Below are 17,368 nucleotides of genomic sequence, written 5' to 3' on the forward strand. Positions count from 1 at the left end.
TGATCGTAGGCGCGCATTACGCTATTTCGCGAGATCGACATCGAACCGGCCAAGTCCCGTCTGGCTGGCAATCGAGTGCCGCTGCTCAAGCTTCCATCAAGGATACGTTGGCGCAGGATTTGATAAAGCTGACGGCTCAACCCGCGACCGCGATCAAGTTCGATACCCGCCAAGTTGAATGGAAAGCCTGGAGCGTTAAAAGTCATGAAATTGGCCCTACGAAATTGAGCGTTAATGGCTCTTACAACCAACCAATAGCCTGCCTAAGATTTAGCCATCAGCCAAGGAAAAACACATGTACGTACCCAGCGCGTTTAAAGAAGAGGACCTTGCCCTCTTGCACCAGCAAATCGAAGGCACGCGCCTCGCCGTTCTGGTCACCCATGGCACGGGTGGTTTATTGGCGAACCATGTGCCCCTGCTGCTTAGTCCTGAACAAGGGCCGAACGGCACGCTGCACGGACATTTGGCTAAAGCGAATCCCCAATGGCAGGAGTTGGCCAATGGCGCCGAGGCGCTGCTGATTTTTGCGGGACCGGATGCCTACGTCAGTCCCTCGTTCTATCCCAGCAAAGCCGAGCACGGCCAGGTGGTGCCGACCTGGAACTTCCTCGCCATCCATGCCTATGGCATACCCGAGGTGTTCCACGATGCACAGCGCCTGCTTAGCCTGGTCAGCGCATTGACCGACAAGCATGAGGCCGGGCGCGCCAAACCGTGGGCGGTTGACGATGCGCCTAAGGAATACATCGACAAAATGCTCGGTGCTATTGTCGGCTTCTCCGTACCCATCACTCGCCTGGAAGGCAAGCGCAAGCTCAACCAGAATCGCAACGCCGCCGACATTGCAGGCGTTCGCGATGGCCTCGCCGCTAGCGCTGCGCCCAATGACAATGAACTCGCCCAACTGATGCGCTAAGGAGCCATTGATGACCGACATTCAGATTCGCGCCGTTACGGAGAAGGATCACGCGGCGTGGCTACCTTTGTGGAAGGCTTACCTGACCTTCTACAAGACCGAGCTGGCTGACAGCGTCAGCGATGTCACCTGGCAGCGCATCCTTGACCCAAGCGAACCAACCAACGCGGCCCTGGCCTGGGACGCGGACCAAGCCATAGGCATGGTTCATTTCATCTACCACCGCTCAAACTGGAGCATCAAGAACGCGTGTTACTTGCAAGACCTGATTGTCGCTCCAGAGCAACGCGGCACTGGCGTCGGCAGACAGCTTATCGAGTACGTCTACACCACCGCCCGCGACAACAACTGCGACAAGGTGCATTGGTTGACCCACGAAACCAACGCCACGGCGATCCAGCTGTATGAACGCATCGCTGAACGTCCCGGTTTTATCCAATTTCGTAAACCGCTTTAGTTCTGGAATTTTGCTCATGTCGACCGCTGAACTGCATTGGCAAACTGCCAAACTGCCGAACGCCAAACCCATTGAAGGGCGCTTTATTCGTCTCGAAAAACTTGACCCGGCTCGCCATGGCGATGGCATGTGGGCAGCGTTGGAAGGTCCGAATTCAGACCCGAAGCTGTGGGATTATTTGCCCTACGGCCCTTTCACCCAACGCGCCGATTTCGATAAATGGCTGAGCGGCAATGCGTCCACCAGCGATCCATGGTTTTACACCGTGATCGACCGCGAAACCGGCGTGGTTAACGGTTGCCTGAGCCTGATGTCCATCGTGCCTGACCATGGCCGGATCGAAATTGGCCACGTGACGTTCGGCGCAGCGATGCAACGCACCGCCAAAGGCACTGAGGCCATTTACTTGCTCGCTAAAGAGTCCTTTGCCTTGGGCAACCGCCGTCTGGAATGGAAGTGCAACGACAGCAACCAACGCTCTAAACGGGCGGCTGAGAGATTTGGCTTCAAGTTCGAAGGCACGTTCCGCCAGCACATGGTGGTCAAGGGGATCAACCGCGACACATCGTGGTACTCGATAACGGACAGCGAATGGCCCGCACTGCAGCACGCGTTCGAAAGTTGGCTGGCCATCGAAAACTTCCACGACGGGCAGCAACTAAAGTCACTGGAATCATTTCGGTCGTTATGAATCTGTCATAACTAACCGCTATATAAGACGGCTCGTTTACAAATAAGGCCGTCTGAAATGTATTGCTCTAAGCATCGCCTTGCGCTTTCTATAGCGTTCATCGTTTCTGCAGGGTCCGCCCTGCCTGCGTTTGCGCAAACCTTAGTCATTTCTCAGCCGACGACTACGGGCTTAGAGCTTGCTGGCAGTGATTCACTGACGACGCTGTCGACCGGCAGCGTCACGGTCAGTGGCAAGGCGGTCAGTTTTAAGGGCACCACCAGTGGTGCGGGCGTGGTGGTGGACAACTCAGGCAAAATTATTTCAACCGGTGGCCGGGCTTTTGACAGCAGCGGTGATGAAACACAGGCGCGCAATTACACCCTCACCAACCGTGCGGGCGGCCTGATTGAAGGCTTCGACGATGCCATCCGGATCAATAGCAACATCCCCGGCGGCACCCTCGTCATCGACAACAGTGGCACCATTCATTCGTTGACCGGCCAAGGCCTGGACCTTGATGCCGTGCGCGGCGTCGATGTGAAAACCACGATTATCAACCGCGAAGGTGGTTTGATCCGAGGCGACCTCAGCGACGGTATGAAGACCGGTTCCAATGCCAGTATCACTAACTATGGCGAGATCTCTACAGGTGATTCGAAGGTCGACACTGATAAATTCGACGGCATCGATATTGATTCAGCTACAGGTGTCAGCGTCACTAACTACGGACTGATTTCCGGCGGGCGCCATGGCATTACCACTGACCTCGGCGCAACGCTGAGCAACTTTGGCACGGTGATCGGGCGTAACGGCTCCGGCTTTGGTTCCGATGGCAGTGGCACGGTTATCAACTACGGCACCATCACAGGCGCCAACAACGGCCTGCAACCTAACGGTGATGGCGATGGCGTGGACATCGATCTAATCGGCCATATAGAGAACTACGGCACCATTCAGGGCGTGGGTGCCAGTGGCGTCGATAAAAATGGCTTTGCCAATGGCAGCGAGGGTATCGCGGCTGGCGGCGGCTACATTTTCAACGCCAGGAGCGCAATGATCAGCGGCGCCAACAGCGGGATCCTGGTCGATGATGGCAGCGGTGGGTCCGGGGTTGGCGCTACTTATCTGGAGAACCACGGAACCATTCGCGGCCTGGACGGGTTTGGCGTCAAGTTCGTCGGCGAGTTTGACGATCAGATGATCAACGCCGGCCTCATCAGCGGCAGCAATGGCTTGGCCCTGGACCTGGGCGGCGGCAACGACTCCTTGACCCTGCGCAACGGCAGCCGTTTCAGCGGGCTGGTGGACGGCGGTAGCGGCACCGACACATTGATCATGGACGATGTTCTGGGCGGCAGCTTCGGCGCCAGCCAGAACTTCGAATCACTGCAAGTTCGTCAGGGCGTCTGGACCCTGACCGGCAGTGGCGATTTCAGCATCGGTGGTTCGGTACTCGGTGGCGCAGAACTGATCAACCAAGGCGCAATCGCCGGCACCATGACCGTCGATCAAGGCGCTGTGTATGCAGGCGGTGGTACGGTGGGCGCTCTAAACATCAACGGCACCTTGCTCGCCAATACCGTACTCGGTGCAGCCAGGGTCAATGGCGACTTGAACATGGGCAGCAGCTCGACGCTGGCCTTCGGCGCCAACGCGGATGGTAGCAGCGCGACGGTCCATGTCGCTGGCAACGCTAATCTCAATGGCGCGTCGTTGGTGGTGAATGCTAACTCCACCAGCAACGCGTATCCGTGGCAGAGCAGCTACACGGTGCTCGAAGCTGGCAACATCAGCGGTAAATTTGGCAGCGTCAGCAGCGACTATGCGTTTTTGACTCCGACGCTGACGTACGATCCGAAAAAAGTTGACCTGACCTATACCCGCAATGACGTCGCGTTCACTGATTACGCCAGCACAGCCAACGGTGGTCGGGCGGCCGGCAGCCTGGCGTCCCTGAGCAAAAACAACACGCTGTACAACGCCCTGCTGAATACCAGCGCAGGCAGCGCGGGTTCGGCAATCGAGCAATTGGCTGGCAGCAGCAACGCCAGCCTGAGCAGTGCAACCTTGGCCGGCAGTGCTCAAGTGGGCGGCAGCATGCTCGCCGCCATGCAGCAAATGGGCAGCGGCGCGGGCCTGCTGGTCGGCCTCGATCAGGCACGCACCCCGGCCCTCGCCGCTACGGGCGTACCCGGTGGCGCGCAGAACCTGAATGACCCCAACGCCCAAGGCCGACTGTGGCTGCAAGGCATCGGCAGCTACGGCAAGCTCGACGGTGAGCATGGCAGCAGCAGCCTGGAACAACGCACCCGTGGCAGCCTGCTCGGCGCCGACTGGGCATTGACCCCGAGCTGGCGTTTGGGCGTGGTCGGCGGTTATTCGAAGACTGATCTGGACAGCACCGGCGCCGACGGCACTGTTGACAGCTGGCACGTGGGTGCCTATGCCATGCGCCAAAGCGGTCCGCTGGCCCTGCGCTTGGGCGCCGCTTATAGCAAGCACGATGGCGAGAGCAAACGCAGCGTCGACTTCAACGGCTTCAATGATCGGCCAGAAGGTGATTACGACGCCAACAGCCAGCAGGCATTCGTTGAGCTAGGCTATGCGCTGGGCAGCGGTCGACTCAGCGCCGAGCCTTTTGCGAACCTCGGCTATCAGCGCTACCACCGCGACAGTTATACCGAGAAAGGCGGCGCAGCGTCTTTGCAGGTCGACGCGCAAACCCAAGACAACATCAGCAGCACCTTCGGTCTGCGCATGGCGCACCTCAACCAGCTGGAGAACGGCATCAGCCTTACCCCACGCGCAAGCCTCGGCTGCCGCCACGTGTACGGCGATGTCGACAGCGAGACCCGCCAAGCCTTCGTCCTCGGCGGCAGCGCATTCAGCGTTGAAGGCAACGCTCTGGACCGGGATAGCCTGATGGTCGAAGCCGGCCTGGACATCGGCCTCTCCGCCCGCCATACCCTAAGCGTCGGCTACAACGGCGAACTGGGCAGCAACAGCCGCAACCATGGGTTGATGGGGCAATGGCAGATGAGCTTTTAAGCCGAATATCCTGCGCAACCCCAGGCATATTCAAACTTTTTGTAGGAGACACTTGTTGGCTAGACAGGCGACGCGGTTCATATGACTGCCCGCGATGCTGCTGATATCGCCAACAAGTTGGCTCCTACAGATTGAACTGAGCGCAATAAAAAAAGGGGAGCCACGAGTGCTCCCCCCAGAGTAAACAGTTAAGCGGGTATCGAATCAGCCTTCGATTTCCACGAGGATTTCGCCAGGGTTGACGCGGTCACCTTTGGCGACATGGATCGCCGTGATTTTGCCTGCGATGGTGGCCTGTACTTCCGTCTCCATCTTCATGGCTTCGGTGATCAGCAAGGCTTGGCCTGCTTTGACCACGTCGCCTTCTTTGACCAGTACATCAACGATGTTGCCCGGCATCGTGGTGCTTACGTGGCCCGGTTCGGTGGCTTGCGCACGCTTGCCGATCCCGCCGCCGACGAATTCGTTGAGCGGCTCGAACACCACCTCTTCCGGCATGCCGTCGATGGACAAGTAAAAGTGGCGCTTGCCGCCGGCTTTGACGCCAACACCGGTGATGTCTACCCGGTAGCTCTCGCCGTGTACGTCGATTACGAATTCGGTCGGTACGCCCTCTCCGCCCGGCTTACTGACGCCGCCCACTTCGGGGATGGGCAACAGCTCTTCAGGCTTCAAGGTCCCTGCTTCGCGCTCTTCGAGGAATTTGCGTCCGATGTCCGGGAACATCGCATACGTCAGCACGTCTTCTTCAGACTTGGCCAAAGCGCCGATTTCCGACCGCAGCTTGACCATTTCCGGCTTAAGCAAGTCAGCTGGACGCACGTCGATCAGTTCTTCGTTACCAATTGCCTGACGGCGCAGTTTTTCATCCACCACGCCCGGCGCTTTACCGTAGCCGCCCTGGAGGTAAAGCTTCACTTCGTTAGTGATGGTCTTGTAGCGCTCGCCTGCCAGTACGTTAAAAAACGCCTGGGTGCCCACTATCTGCGACGTCGGCGTCACCAAAGGCGGGTAGCCCAGGTCTTTACGAACCAAAGGAATCTCAGCCAGCACTTCGGCCATGCGGTTCAGCGCGCCCTGCTCTTTAAGCTGATTGGCGAGGTTGGAAATCATCCCGCCCGGCACTTGGTTAACCTGCACGCGGGTGTCGACGGCGGTGAACTCGCTTTCGAACTGGTGATATTTCTTACGCACTGCGTAGAAGTACAAACCAATTTCCTGCAGCAACTCCAGGTTCAAACCGGTATCGAACTCGCTGCCCTTGAGCGCGGCGACCATCGATTCGGTGCCTGGATGGCTGGTGCCCCAGGCGAAACTGGAGATCGCGGTATCGATGTGATCGGCACCGTTTTCAATGGCTTTCAGCTGGCACATCGCAGCCAGGCCAGCGGTGTCGTGGGAGTGGATGAACACCGGCAGTGATTGCTCAGCCTTCAGCGCTTTGACCAACTCACCTGTGGCATACGGCGTCAGCAGGCCCGCCATGTCCTTGATCGCCACCGAGTCGCAGCCCATGGCTTCCATCTGCTTGGCCTGCGCCACAAACGCCTGAATGGTGTGAACCGGGCTGGTGGTGTAAGCGAGGGTGCCCTGGGCATGTTTACCAGCAGCCTTGACCGCTTCAATCGACACGCGAAGGTTTCGGACGTCGTTCATCGCATCGAAAATACGGAACACATCGATCCCGTTGTCCGCAGCCTTGGCCACGAAAGCCCGCACCACGTCATCGCTGTAATGCCTGTAACCCAGCAGGTTCTGGCCACGCAGCAGCATTTGCAGACGCGTATTTGGCAAAGCCGAGCGCAGCTGGCGCAAACGCTCCCACGGGTCTTCTTTCAGAAAACGTACGCAAGCATCGAAGGTCGCGCCGCCCCACACTTCCAGCGACCAGTAGCCAACCTTGTCGAGCTTTTCGCAGATCGGCAGCATGTCGTCGGTGCGCATGCGGGTCGCCAACAGCGATTGGTGGGCGTCACGCAGGATGGTGTCGGTTACAAAAATCTTCTTAGACATGAGACTTCCTCACAGGCCCGCGTGGGCGGCAATGGCGGCGGCGATGGCCAAGGCCAGCTCTTCGGGTTTGCGCTTGATCGAGTAGTTGGTCAGTTCCGGGTGCGCTTCAACGAAGCTGGTATTGAACTGACCGCTACGAAATTCCGGGTTACGCAAAATCTCCTGGTAATACGCTGCGGTGGTCTTGACCCCCTGCAAGCGCATGTCATCCAGGGCGCGCAGGCCGCGGTCCATGGCCTCTTCCCAGGTCAACGCCCAGACAATTAATTTCAGGCACATCGAATCGTAGTACGGCGGAATCGTATAGCCTGTATAGATCGCCGTGTCGGTCCGCACGCCGGGGCCGCCGGGCGCGTAATAACGGGTGATCTTGCCGAAGCTCGGCAGGAAATTGTTTTTCGGGTCTTCAGCGTTGATCCGAAATTGCAGGGCGAAGCCACGGTGAATAATGTCTTCCTGCTTGACCGAAAGCGGCAGGCCGGAGGCGATACGGATCTGCTCCCGGACGATGTCGATGCCGGTTATTTCTTCGGTGATGGTGTGTTCCACCTGCACCCGAGTATTCATCTCCATGAAGTACACCTCACCCTCGGCGAGCAAGAACTCCACGGTACCGGCGTTCTCGTAACCCACTGCTTTGGCCGCACGCACCGAGAGGTCGCCGATGTAGGCGCGCTGCTCAGGGGTCAGCTGTGGACTAGGGGCGATTTCGATCAGTTTCTGGTTGCGGCGCTGAATCGAACAGTCGCGCTCGAACAGGTGCACCACATTGCCGAAACTGTCGCCGAGAATCTGCGCTTCGATGTGCTTGGGGTTAACGATGCATTTTTCGAGGAACACTTCCGCCGAACCGAAGGCCTTGGTCGCTTCCGAGATTACCCGGGGAAAGGCTTGCTCCAGTTCTTCGCGGCTGTTGCAGCGGCGAATGCCACGGCCGCCGCCGCCCGAGGTGGCCTTAAGCATCACCGGATATCCAATGCGCTCGCCTTCTACAAGCGCTTCTGCGATATCCGCAACATTGCCTTCGGTGCCCGGCGTCACCGGCACACCGGCTTTGATCATGCTGCGGCGCGCTTCGGTTTTATCGCCCATCCGGCGAATTACTTCTGCCGATGGACCAATGAATTTAATCCCACGTTCGACACAGATATCCGCCAGTTCGGCGTTCTCCGAGAGAAAACCGTAGCCTGGGTGCAACGCATCACAACCGCTTTCCACGGCCAGATTGACCAGCTTGCGCGGGTTCAAATAACCCGCGAGCGGTTCGGCACCAATGCTATGGGCTTCGTCAGCGCGTTTAACATGCAGCGCATGACGGTCGGCGTCGGAATAGACCGCAACCGAGCGGATGCCCATCTCGGCGCAAGCACGCACGATACGGACAGCAATTTCACCGCGGTTGGCGATCAGGATTTTTGTTATCACTGGCATTCCTCGACTGATAAGCCTCGACCGTAAGTACAGACGAACCGGCTGAGCCGTTCGGCGTGTGACCGCATACTGCGTGCAGTCGCATACGGAACCTACCCTAAGCCGCGAGGAGAATTAATAAAAATCAGTTAAATTTGAGATGTGTATAAGGAAAACCTTATAGTCGTTCTTATCGGAGTTGAGAAAAGGCAGGAAAAATGCGTAAGTCATTGATGCGTATGACATTGCGCCAATTACGAATTTTCAATGAAGTGTGCGATTTGAAGTCTTACAGCCGCGCAGCCGAGGAAATGTCTTTAACGCAGCCCGCCGTAAGCCTGCAAATTCGCCAGTTGGAAGAGCTAATTGGTCAGCCATTGTTCGATTACGTTGGCAAAAAACTTTACCTGACAGAGGCCGCCGAAGCGCTCAAGGCCGCCAGTCGCGACATTTTTGGCCGGCTGGAAAATCTTGATATGCAACTGACCGACATGCAGGGATCGTTGCAAGGCCAGCTCAAACTAGCGATTGAATCCAGCGCCAAGTATTTCGTGCCGCATCTGTTTGCCGCGTTCAAGCGGCAATACCCTGACGTCATCCTGAACCTGACGGTGGTTAATCGTGCGCAAACGATTCGGCGGTTATCGGACAATCGGGATGACCTGGTGATTATGTCGATGGTGCCCCAGGACATGGGCCTGGAGTTCATGCCGTTCCTCAACAATCCCATCGTCGCGGTGGCGCCGCCCGATCACCCACTGAGTCTAGCCGAAACCTTGACCCTGAAAGATCTGGAACCGTATACGCTGCTGATCCGCGAACCCGGCTCCGGCACGCGAAAAGCCTGTGAGGAGTACTTCAAAGAGAAGCGCGTGCATTTCAATCACACGCTCGAGGTGTCTTCGAACGAAGCCCAGCGCGAAAGCGTGGTCGCGGGTCTAGGGCTGGCGATGCTGACTCGCCATGCGTTAAGCCTGGAACTGGCCACCGGCATGCTGCGTGAGCTACCGGTGGCCGAGTTGCCGCTGTATCGCAGCTGGTGCGTAGTGCAGGCCAAGGACAAGCCGCTGTCGCCGGTCGCACGGGCGTTTCTGGGGTTCATCCGCGCTGAGCGTGCACAGATCAGCCGGCTTGTTGAGCGTTTCGACGGGACTCTTCCGCAGGTTGTTGCCACACGGTATTGATCGGCCCCAGATCGAAATAGTCAGAAAGCTCCTGAGCCAATTGTCGCTGCTCGGAATAACTCTCGATGGCGCGCCGGAATTCCATGCGGCGCTGATCTTCCTGCTGCCGACGGGTGTTTTTGGAGGTATGGGCAGCGGTCGCGGTGGTGGCGTGCTGCTGTGATTCATCGTAGTGCCGAGGCATGTCCTGTCTCCCATCACGTGTTCGGGAGCTAGAGCATGAGCGTTGGCAATGACGATTACGCGGCGATCAGGTGACAGGATGATGAACAATTAAGCGGGAGCAGTTTCTGTAGAGCCAACTTGTTGGCGAGGGATTTATCTGATCCGCCGCTTCGCCAACACGTTGGCTCCTACAGATCGAGAGAATGCGGTGCCCTACAGATCAGTCATCCAGGTGCTTGGCTGATTTTGGCGACAGGCGAAGGCTACGCAGGCTGCGCTTGACGCTTTTCAAGTGGTTGACCAGGCTTGGACCACGGGCCATGGCGACGCCCATTGCCAGCACATCAATCACCACCAGGTGGGCGATTCGAGACGTCAGCGGCGTATAGATCTCTGTGTCTTCGTGAACATCAATGGCGAGGTTGATGCTGGCCAATTCAGCCAACGGCGTCTGGCTCGGGCACAGGGTAATCAACGTGGCCCCGCTTTCACGCACCAGGTTCGCAGTGATCAGCAAGTCTTTCGAGCGCCCGGACTGGGAAATGCAAATGGCAACGTCGGTGGGCTTGAGCGTGACGGCCGACATGGCTTGCATATGCGGATCGGAATAGGCAGCAGCGGTAAGCAACAAACGGAAGAACTTGTGCTGCGCATCGGCGGCAACCGCGCCAGACGCACCGAAGCCGTAGAACTCGACACGCTGGGCGGCGGCCATGGCGGTCACCGCCGATTGCAACGCGTGGGGATCGAGATTTTCACGAACCTCCATCAGCGTGTGCAGCGTGGTGTCAAAAATCTTCAGGCTGTAATCGGCGACAGAATCGTCTTCATGGATCGCGAATTGACCAAAGCTGGCCCCTGCGGCCAGGCTTTGCGCCAACTTGAGTTTCAAATCCTGGAAACCGGTACAACCAATGGCGCGGCAAAAGCGCACGATGGTCGGTTCACTGATGCCCACGCTGTGCGCGAGGTCAGCCATGGAGCTGTGCATCACGGCCGCAGGGTCCAGCAGCACGTGGTCGGCAACCTTGAGTTCCGACTTACGTAGCAAATGGCGTGACTGGCCGATGTGTTGCAACAGATTCAAAGGGGTGGACTCGGTTAGGGCGGCTTGGCCGTGTTGTAGTTTTCTTGTAGTTATACTACATGACCTGCGGGGCGCACAGCTAAACGCTTGGAAACTCGAAACGTCTCACATACCAGTATCCGGGTTTTGTGAATATCTGCAGGAGCCAACTTGTTGGCGAGGCGGGTTGTCCGGCGCGCAGCATCTCGGCTCGATGCCCTCTCGCCAACACGTTGGCTCCTACAGGGGGATTGCGCGTGAACCCCATTCCACTAACAACTGCGCAACGGCCTGTGCCTCCACCGGTCGGCTGATCAGGTAGCCCTGCACTTCATCGCACTGGTGATCTTTGAGGAAGGCCAGTTGCTCCTGGTTTTCCACGCCTTCAGCGACGACTTTCAGCTTCAGGCCATGGGCCATTGCAATGATTGCCCGTGTGATAGCCGCGTCTTCGGTGCTTTCGCCCAGACCACAAATGAATGTTTGATCGATCTTCACGTAATCCACCGGGAAGCGCTTGAGGTAGCTCAGTGATGAATAACCTGTGCCGAAGTCATCAATGGCCAACTTCACGCCCAGATCACGCAATTGATGGAAGGTCGCGATGATGTGCTCAACGCTGTCGAGGAGTTGGCTTTCGGTAAGCTCCAGCTCAAGGTAATGCGGCTCGAGCCCGGTTTCTTCGAGCACCTGGCGGACCAAGCTGACGAGCTTGCCTTGGCGCAATTGATGGACCGACACGTTGACCGATACCCGAATCGGCTCCAACCCCTGACGCTGCCATTCACGCGCCTGCCAACAGGCCTGCCTCAATACAAACTCGCCAATGGGGCCAATTAACCCGGTTTCTTCCGCCAGCCCGATAAATTCCCCCGGCGGCACCATGCCCAGGGTCGGATGCTTCCAGCGCACCAAGGCTTCCGCGGCATTCAAACGACCCGTCGCGAGGCAGAGTTTCGGTTGATAAAACACCTGCAACTGCTTTTCTTCGATGGCTTTGCGCAGCTGGTTTTCCAGCTGAAAACGATCCAAATTGTCGGCCTGCAGGCTGTCCGTATAAAACTGGAAATTATTGCCGCCCACGTGTTTGGCATGCTGCATGGCCATGTTTGCCTGGCTGACCAGCGCCGAAACCTCTCGGGCCGAGCCAGGCAGCAGGCTAATCCCGATCGACGCGCTGATTACCAACTCTTGCCCGTCGATCAGCTGTGGTGTGCGCAATTTGGCCAACAACCGGCTGGTCACCCGCGCCAGGCTGGACAGATTGCCGTAGGGGTCGAGCAACACAGCAAATTCGTCCCCCGACAACCGCGCAATGGTATCAGCCTCGGGTAACGCAGCGCTTAGCCGTCGAGCGACCTGACGCAGCAACTGGTCGGCAGTTTCATGGCCCAGGCTGTCGTTGAGCAGCTTGAAACGGTCCAGATTGATGTGCAGCAAGGCCAGACCCCGACCGCCCTGACGCACGCGCTGATTGGCTTCGCGCAGGCGTTCCGTAAACAGCGCGCGGTTAGCCAGCCCCGTCAGCTCGTCGTAGTGGGTGAGGTAGCGCATACGCTCCTCAACCTCCCGCGCCAGCGCCTGATTAAGCTGCTCGCCCCGAGCCTGAGCCTGTTGCAGATGTTCGATAAGCGCCTGGTTCTCAAACCGCCTCAACAAGCCGCGACGGATCAATCGGTTGGTCTGCACCGCCACCACCAGCAACCCGACCAAAAAAATCAAGGCAAGCCATGCCCAGCCCTGTTGCAGCTCACTGCCCTGGATAAACAGACAAATGATCGCCGGCAGCAGGCACGACAGGGCAAAGGTAAGGAACGCAGGCATGCTCACCGCGTAAGCGACACTGGCCGACAACGTGGCAGCGCCCATCAGGCCAAACACCCAGGCCTGCTCGACAAAACTGTCGGTAGGAACCAAAGCGATTGCAGCGCTGGCAAGCGTCAGTCCGCTGACGGCCGCCCCCAGTAAAAACATGCGTCGCCAGATCGGCTGTGCCTGGCGCAACGGCTCAGCCGCATTAAACGCCGCCACTTGCATGACGCGCAGAATGACCAGTGTGGTCAGCCACCCCAGCCAGATACTGATCAGCAAATAGCGCTGTGGACTCCAGAGCAGCCAACTGCAAACCAATCCGTTGATTAACATGAACAGGGTTGGCCATAGCGAACCCTGGTAAAGCAGTCGGGTGCGCTCAGCGGCAATTTGCGTGGCAAATTGCTCACTGATCACTCGTCGAGTCGCAATGTCGGCGCCCGAGGAGCTGAAAGTAGAGGTCATCGGTAATATTCTTATAATGGTTGAGCCTCGAACGTTGGCGGAGCATACACAAGCTGTTCGATAGACCAAACTGTCGCAGATCATAAAAACCGCCCGGCGGTCGGCCCGGACGCCTTGCTTCAGATGGCTCAGCCATAGCTGGCGCCGCTTGCAGACCGGACTAACCGGTCATCATTGGTGTACATTTATCGGCTAATGCAAAGCTTGGTTTGCCCGACTTGGCGCAGCACCCTAGAATGCGCTGATGCGCGATGATCTCTCTCTTTTACTGAACTCCCTCAACGATGCCCAACGTCAGGCCGTAGCTGCCTCCGTGGGTCGTCAGTTAGTCATTGCCGGCGCGGGTTCCGGTAAAACCCGTGTGCTGGTGCACCGCATCGCTTGGTTGATCCAGGTCGAGCAGGCCTCCTCTCACTCGATTTTGTCGGTGACCTTTACCAACAAAGCCGCTGCCGAGATGCGCCACCGCATCGAGCAACTGATGGATGTCAGTCCGGCCGGCATGTGGGTTGGCACCTTCCACGGCCTGGCGCACCGCTTGTTGCGGGCGCATTGGCAGGAAGCCGGCCTGAACCAGAACTTCCAGATTCTCGACAGCGATGACCAGCAACGGTTGGTCAAGCGCGTGATGCGCGAAATGGGCCTGGACGAACAACGCTGGCCGGTCCGTCAGGCCCAGTGGTTCATCAACGGACAGAAAGACGAAGGTCTGCGCCCGAAACACATTCAGGCCAGCGGCGATCTGTTCCTGACCACCATGAAAGCCATCTACGAAGCCTACGAGGCCGCTTGTCAGCGGGCCGGCGTCATCGACTTTTCCGAGTTGCTTCTGCGCGCGCTGGACCTGTGGCGCGACAACCCTGGCTTATTGGCGCATTACCAGCGTCGCTTCCGCCACGTGTTGGTCGACGAATTCCAGGACACCAACGCCGTGCAATATGCGTGGCTGCGTCTGCTGGCCCAAGGTGGCGACAGTTTGATGGTGGTGGGCGACGACGATCAGTCGATTTACGGCTGGCGCGGCGCGAAAATCGAAAATATTCACGAATACTCTTCAGACTTTCCGGACACCGAAACCATCCGTCTGGAACAGAACTACCGTTCCACAGCGAGCATTCTTAAGGCTGCCAACGCACTGATCGTCAACAACAGCGGGCGCTTGGGCAAAGAGCTGTGGACCGATGGCGGTGACGGCGAGCTGATCAATTTGTATGCAGCGTTCAACGAGCATGACGAAGCGCGCTACGTGGTCGAGACCATCGAAAGCGCGTTGAAAACAGGCCTGATGCGCAGCGACATCGCCATTCTTTACCGCTCCAACGCCCAATCGCGGGTATTGGAAGAAGCATTACTGCGTGAGCGCATTCCGTATCGGATTTATGGCGGCCAGCGTTTCTTCGAGCGTGCTGAAATCAAGAATGCGATGGCGTACCTGCGCCTGCTCGACGGCCGAGGCAATGACGCGGCGCTGGAGCGGGTGATCAACGTTCCGGCGCGGGGCATTGGCGAAAAAACCGTAGAGGCCATTCGTGAACACGCCCGTCACGCTGATGTGTCGATGTGGGAAGCCATGCGCCAACTGATCGCCAACAAAGGCCTGACCGGTCGCGCAGCTGGCGCCCTAAGCGGGTTCGTCGAGCTGATCGAGAACCTGTCGGCTAAAGTTATGGAAATGCCGTTGCATCTGATGACGCAAACGGTGATCGAGCAGTCAGGGCTGATTAATTACCACAAGGAAGAGAAAGGCGAAAAAGGCCAGGCTCGGGTAGAAAACCTTGAGGAATTGGTCAGCGCCGCGCGCAACTTCGAAAACGCCGAAGAGGACGCCGACTTGTCCCCGCTGGCGGCATTCCTTGGCCACGCATCGCTGGAAGCCGGTGACACGCAAGCTGAGGAACATGAAGACAGCGTGCAGTTGATGACCTTGCACAGCGCTAAAGGTCTTGAGTTTCCGTATGTGTTCCTGGTGGGCATGGAAGAAGGCCTGTTCCCCCACAAAATGAGCCTGGAGGAGCCCGGCCGCCTTGAGGAAGAACGCCGATTGGCCTACGTCGGCATCACCCGCGCCATGCAACAGCTGGTGATGACCTACGCCGAGACCCGTCGCTTATATGGCACCGAGACCTATAACAAGGTTTCGCGCTTCGTCCGGGAAATTCCGCCGCTATTGATTCAGGAAGTCCGGTTGTCAAACAGCGTTAGCCGGCCGTTCGGCGGCGTGCAGAAAATGGGCACCAGCAGCCTGTTTAATGGCACCGGCATTCCTGAGACCGCGTTTAGCCTGGGCCAACGGGTGCAGCATTCGGTATTTGGCGAAGGCGTCATTCTGAATTTCGAAGGTGCGGGGGCTCAGGCACGGGTCCAGGTGAATTTCGACGAAGGCAGTAAATGGCTGATGATGGGCTATGCCAAGCTGGAAGCGATTTGAAGGGGCTGATCCGGATCCTCAGTCGGCAGGAGCAACTTGTTGGCGAGAGTTTTATGCGGGGTGCCTGATATGCCCCCTCGGCAACACGCTGGCCCTTACAGAGAACTGTCGTACAAGCCACGTAGAATCGGGCCTCACCAAATCAGGTAAAAGCTCGAAACATTTAGTCACTAGCTATCGCCATGGCTCCTGTGCAACATGACGCGCATGCAATTCACAAATGGGAATCCCTTATGCAACGTTTCTTAAGCATCGTTATGGTGTTGTGCATCGGGCTCACAATGAGCCTCGACGCCAACGCGCGCTTCGGTGGCGGCAAATCCTTCGGTTCAGCGCCGAGCCATCAAATGCGCCAGGCACCTTCAGCTTCTCCATCTGCCGCTCCGGGAGCCACGGGTGCAGCAGCTGCTGCCGCTCGTCCTGCAGGCGGCGCCTCTCGCTGGCTCGGTCCGTTGGCCGGTCTCGCAGCCGGTGGCTTGCTGGCCTCGATGTTCATGGGCGGCGGCTTTCAAGGCATGCAGTTCTTCGACATCCTGATCATGGCCGTCATTGCTTTCGTGATCTTCCGGTTCATCGCCGCGCGTCGTCGCAAGCAGCAACCAGACATGGCCGCAGCTGGCCATACGCCATTTCAGCGTGAAACCATCGAGCAACCGGCTCAAAACTCGATGTTCGGTGGCTCGTCAGGCGCTGCTGCATCCAAACCGGTGATTCATGCGCCGGCCTGGTTTAACGAATCGCGCTTCCTTGATGCCGCCCGTGGTCACTTCCAGTCGCTGCAACAGCACTGGGATGCCAACGAGATGGACAAGATTAGCGAGTTCGTCACGCCGCAGATGCTGCAATTCCTCAAGCAGGAACGTGCCAGCCTGGGCGACGGCTTCCAGTCGACGTATATCGACAACCTCACCGTGCAACTCGACGGCCTGGATGATCGCTCGGATAAAACCGTTGCCACCCTGACCTTCTCCGGTCTGTCAAAGACCTCGCGTTTCGATCAAGGTGAAGTGTTCAGCGAGAGCTGGAACATGGAGCGTCCACAAGGTGACAACCAACCTTGGCTGGTCGCCGGTATCCGCCAAAACGGCTGATCCGCGCTATACCTTGGGTAGCTGCCGCTTCAATCGGCCGCCCAGGACAAACAGAACCCCGGTCTTTGGCCGGGGTTTTGTTTTATCCGTTCGGGTAGTTATTTTGAGAAATGCTTTACGCTACTGTATAACCCGCGCCAACAGTTTAGAGGATCTAGGTCGTGGAAGAAGTCATTGAAGAGCTGCGTGAAAAGAACGAACGGGTACCCGTGCCCCTCGAATTGCCCGATGAAGACGTGCTGGTAGAAATCGAGGAACAGTTGTTCATCAATATTCCTTTCGTTTTCAAAGAGTTCCTGCTGACCGTGAGCGACGTGGTGTATGGCAGTCTGGAACCGGTGACCGTGATGGACCCGCAGTCTCATACCTACCTGCCAGAAGTCTGTGCAACGGCATGGGACATTGGCGTACCACGGGAATTGATCCCGATCTGCCAGAACGGCGACGACTATTACTGCGTGGAGGAAGACGGCACTGTCGTGCTGTGGTCCGCCGAAGAAGAGTTGGTCACGGAAGAAAGCTGGGAATCAGTCTGGCACTGGGCCCGGGATGTCTGGCTGGAAAGCTAAGCCAACATTTGGATGCCGTTCCGGGGCAACACCAGGACGGTTCCAGCTAACGTTACTCTGTGGGACCT

General features: G+C 57.7%; 14 protein-coding genes. 8 read left to right on the forward strand and 6 right to left on the reverse strand.

All coding sequences use genetic code 11. From position 1 onward, the window contains the following. On the reverse strand, window positions 1-206 hold a 206-nt coding region (locus tag JWR17_RS20970), incomplete at its 3' end, for a GntR family transcriptional regulator (RefSeq protein ID WP_299834432.1). Between the two features lie 89 nt (window positions 207-295). Between JWR17_RS20970 and JWR17_RS20975 the strand changes: the two genes are divergently transcribed. Genes JWR17_RS20975 through JWR17_RS20990 form a run of 4 tightly spaced genes read left to right on the forward strand, consistent with a single transcriptional unit; the run spans window position 296 to window position 5,097 of the window. Continuing rightward, window positions 296-919, forward strand: coding sequence for an FMN-binding negative transcriptional regulator (locus tag JWR17_RS20975; RefSeq protein ID WP_299834434.1), 624 nt, complete (start codon window positions 296-298; stop codon window positions 917-919). A 10-nt stretch (window positions 920-929) separates the two neighbouring features. Further along, on the forward strand, window positions 930-1,376 hold the full coding sequence (locus tag JWR17_RS20980; RefSeq protein WP_299834435.1) for a GNAT family N-acetyltransferase: 447 nt from the start codon (window positions 930-932) through the stop codon (window positions 1,374-1,376). A 16-nt stretch (window positions 1,377-1,392) separates the two neighbouring features. Beyond that, window positions 1,393-2,067: a GNAT family protein gene (locus tag JWR17_RS20985; protein ID WP_299834437.1), complete on the forward strand. Its 675-nt coding sequence runs from the start codon at window positions 1,393-1,395 to the stop codon at window positions 2,065-2,067. Window positions 2,068-2,124: 57 nt separating this feature from the next. Next, window positions 2,125-5,097 (forward strand): autotransporter domain-containing protein, encoded by a 2,973-nt coding sequence (locus JWR17_RS20990; RefSeq protein WP_299834438.1) that lies wholly within the window; start codon window positions 2,125-2,127, stop codon window positions 5,095-5,097. 204 nt (window positions 5,098-5,301) lie between these two features. On the opposite strand, the gene oadA is transcribed toward JWR17_RS20990, so the two are convergent. Beyond that, a complete protein-coding gene (oadA, locus tag JWR17_RS20995; protein ID WP_299834440.1) occupies window positions 5,302-7,110 on the reverse strand; it encodes a sodium-extruding oxaloacetate decarboxylase subunit alpha in 1,809 nt (602 codons plus the stop codon). Window positions 7,111-7,119: 9 nt separating this feature from the next. After that, window positions 7,120-8,535, reverse strand: coding sequence for an acetyl-CoA carboxylase biotin carboxylase subunit (locus tag JWR17_RS21000; protein WP_299834442.1), 1,416 nt, complete (start codon window positions 8,533-8,535; stop codon window positions 7,120-7,122). Between the two features lie 203 nt (window positions 8,536-8,738). Here JWR17_RS21000 and JWR17_RS21005 point away from each other — a divergent pair, with 203 nt between their 5' ends. Continuing rightward, a complete protein-coding gene (locus tag JWR17_RS21005; protein ID WP_299834444.1) occupies window positions 8,739-9,704 on the forward strand; it encodes a LysR family transcriptional regulator in 966 nt (321 codons plus the stop codon). Here JWR17_RS21005 and JWR17_RS26395 read toward each other — a convergent pair. The 3 genes from JWR17_RS26395 to JWR17_RS21020 all read right to left on the reverse strand — a co-directional run bounded on the left by JWR17_RS26395 (window position 9,643) and on the right by JWR17_RS21020 (window position 13,212). After that, complete coding sequence (locus tag JWR17_RS26395) at window positions 9,643-9,888, reverse strand: PA3496 family putative envelope integrity protein (protein ID WP_366944185.1); 246 nt, start codon at window positions 9,886-9,888, stop codon at window positions 9,643-9,645. The two genes, JWR17_RS21005 and JWR17_RS26395, sit on opposite strands and share 62 nt — an antisense overlap. A gap of 201 nt (window positions 9,889-10,089) precedes the next feature. After that, window positions 10,090-10,956: a transcriptional regulator HexR gene (gene hexR / locus JWR17_RS21015; RefSeq protein ID WP_299834446.1), complete on the reverse strand. Its 867-nt coding sequence runs from the start codon at window positions 10,954-10,956 to the stop codon at window positions 10,090-10,092. A 219-nt stretch (window positions 10,957-11,175) separates the two neighbouring features. After that, entirely contained in the window at window positions 11,176-13,212 is a 2,037-nt protein-coding gene (locus tag JWR17_RS21020) for an EAL domain-containing protein (protein WP_299834448.1), read from the reverse strand. A 244-nt stretch (window positions 13,213-13,456) separates the two neighbouring features. Between JWR17_RS21020 and uvrD the strand changes: the two genes are divergently transcribed. The 3 genes from uvrD to JWR17_RS21035 all read left to right on the forward strand — a co-directional run bounded on the left by uvrD (window position 13,457) and on the right by JWR17_RS21035 (window position 17,300). Then, on the forward strand, window positions 13,457-15,640 hold the full coding sequence (gene uvrD, locus JWR17_RS21025; protein ID WP_299834449.1) for a DNA helicase II: 2,184 nt from the start codon (window positions 13,457-13,459) through the stop codon (window positions 15,638-15,640). Between the two features lie 233 nt (window positions 15,641-15,873). Then, complete coding sequence (locus tag JWR17_RS21030; protein ID WP_299834451.1) at window positions 15,874-16,731, forward strand: Tim44 domain-containing protein; 858 nt, start codon at window positions 15,874-15,876, stop codon at window positions 16,729-16,731. A 161-nt stretch (window positions 16,732-16,892) separates the two neighbouring features. Next, entirely contained in the window at window positions 16,893-17,300 is a 408-nt protein-coding gene (locus tag JWR17_RS21035) for an SMI1/KNR4 family protein (protein ID WP_299834453.1), read from the forward strand. The last annotated feature ends 68 nt before the right edge of the window (window positions 17,301-17,368 follow it).

It is taken from the genome of Pseudomonas sp. (assembly GCF_028293835.1).
Taxonomy (GTDB): Bacteria; Pseudomonadota; Gammaproteobacteria; order Pseudomonadales; family Pseudomonadaceae; genus Aquipseudomonas.

Excerpts from the sequence above, each read along its gene's own strand:
- uvrD (WP_299834449.1), top strand. The coding sequence starts at position 13,457 with ATGCGCGATGATCTCTCTCTTTTACTGAACTCCCTCAACGATGCCCAA.
- JWR17_RS26395 (WP_366944185.1), bottom strand. The coding sequence starts at position 9,888 with ATGCCTCGGCACTACGATGAATCACAGCAGCACGCCACCACCGCGACC.
- JWR17_RS20985 (WP_299834437.1), top strand. The coding sequence starts at position 1,393 with ATGTCGACCGCTGAACTGCATTGGCAAACTGCCAAACTGCCGAACGCC.
- JWR17_RS21020 (WP_299834448.1), bottom strand. The coding sequence starts at position 13,212 with ATGACCTCTACTTTCAGCTCCTCGGGCGCCGACATTGCGACTCGACGA.
- JWR17_RS21030 (WP_299834451.1), top strand. The coding sequence starts at position 15,874 with ATGCAACGTTTCTTAAGCATCGTTATGGTGTTGTGCATCGGGCTCACA.
- oadA (WP_299834440.1), bottom strand. The coding sequence starts at position 7,110 with ATGTCTAAGAAGATTTTTGTAACCGACACCATCCTGCGTGACGCCCAC.
- JWR17_RS20980 (WP_299834435.1), top strand. The coding sequence starts at position 930 with ATGACCGACATTCAGATTCGCGCCGTTACGGAGAAGGATCACGCGGCG.
- JWR17_RS21005 (WP_299834444.1), top strand. The coding sequence starts at position 8,739 with ATGCGTAAGTCATTGATGCGTATGACATTGCGCCAATTACGAATTTTC.
- JWR17_RS20990 (WP_299834438.1), top strand. The coding sequence starts at position 2,125 with ATGTATTGCTCTAAGCATCGCCTTGCGCTTTCTATAGCGTTCATCGTT.
- JWR17_RS20975 (WP_299834434.1), top strand. The coding sequence starts at position 296 with ATGTACGTACCCAGCGCGTTTAAAGAAGAGGACCTTGCCCTCTTGCAC.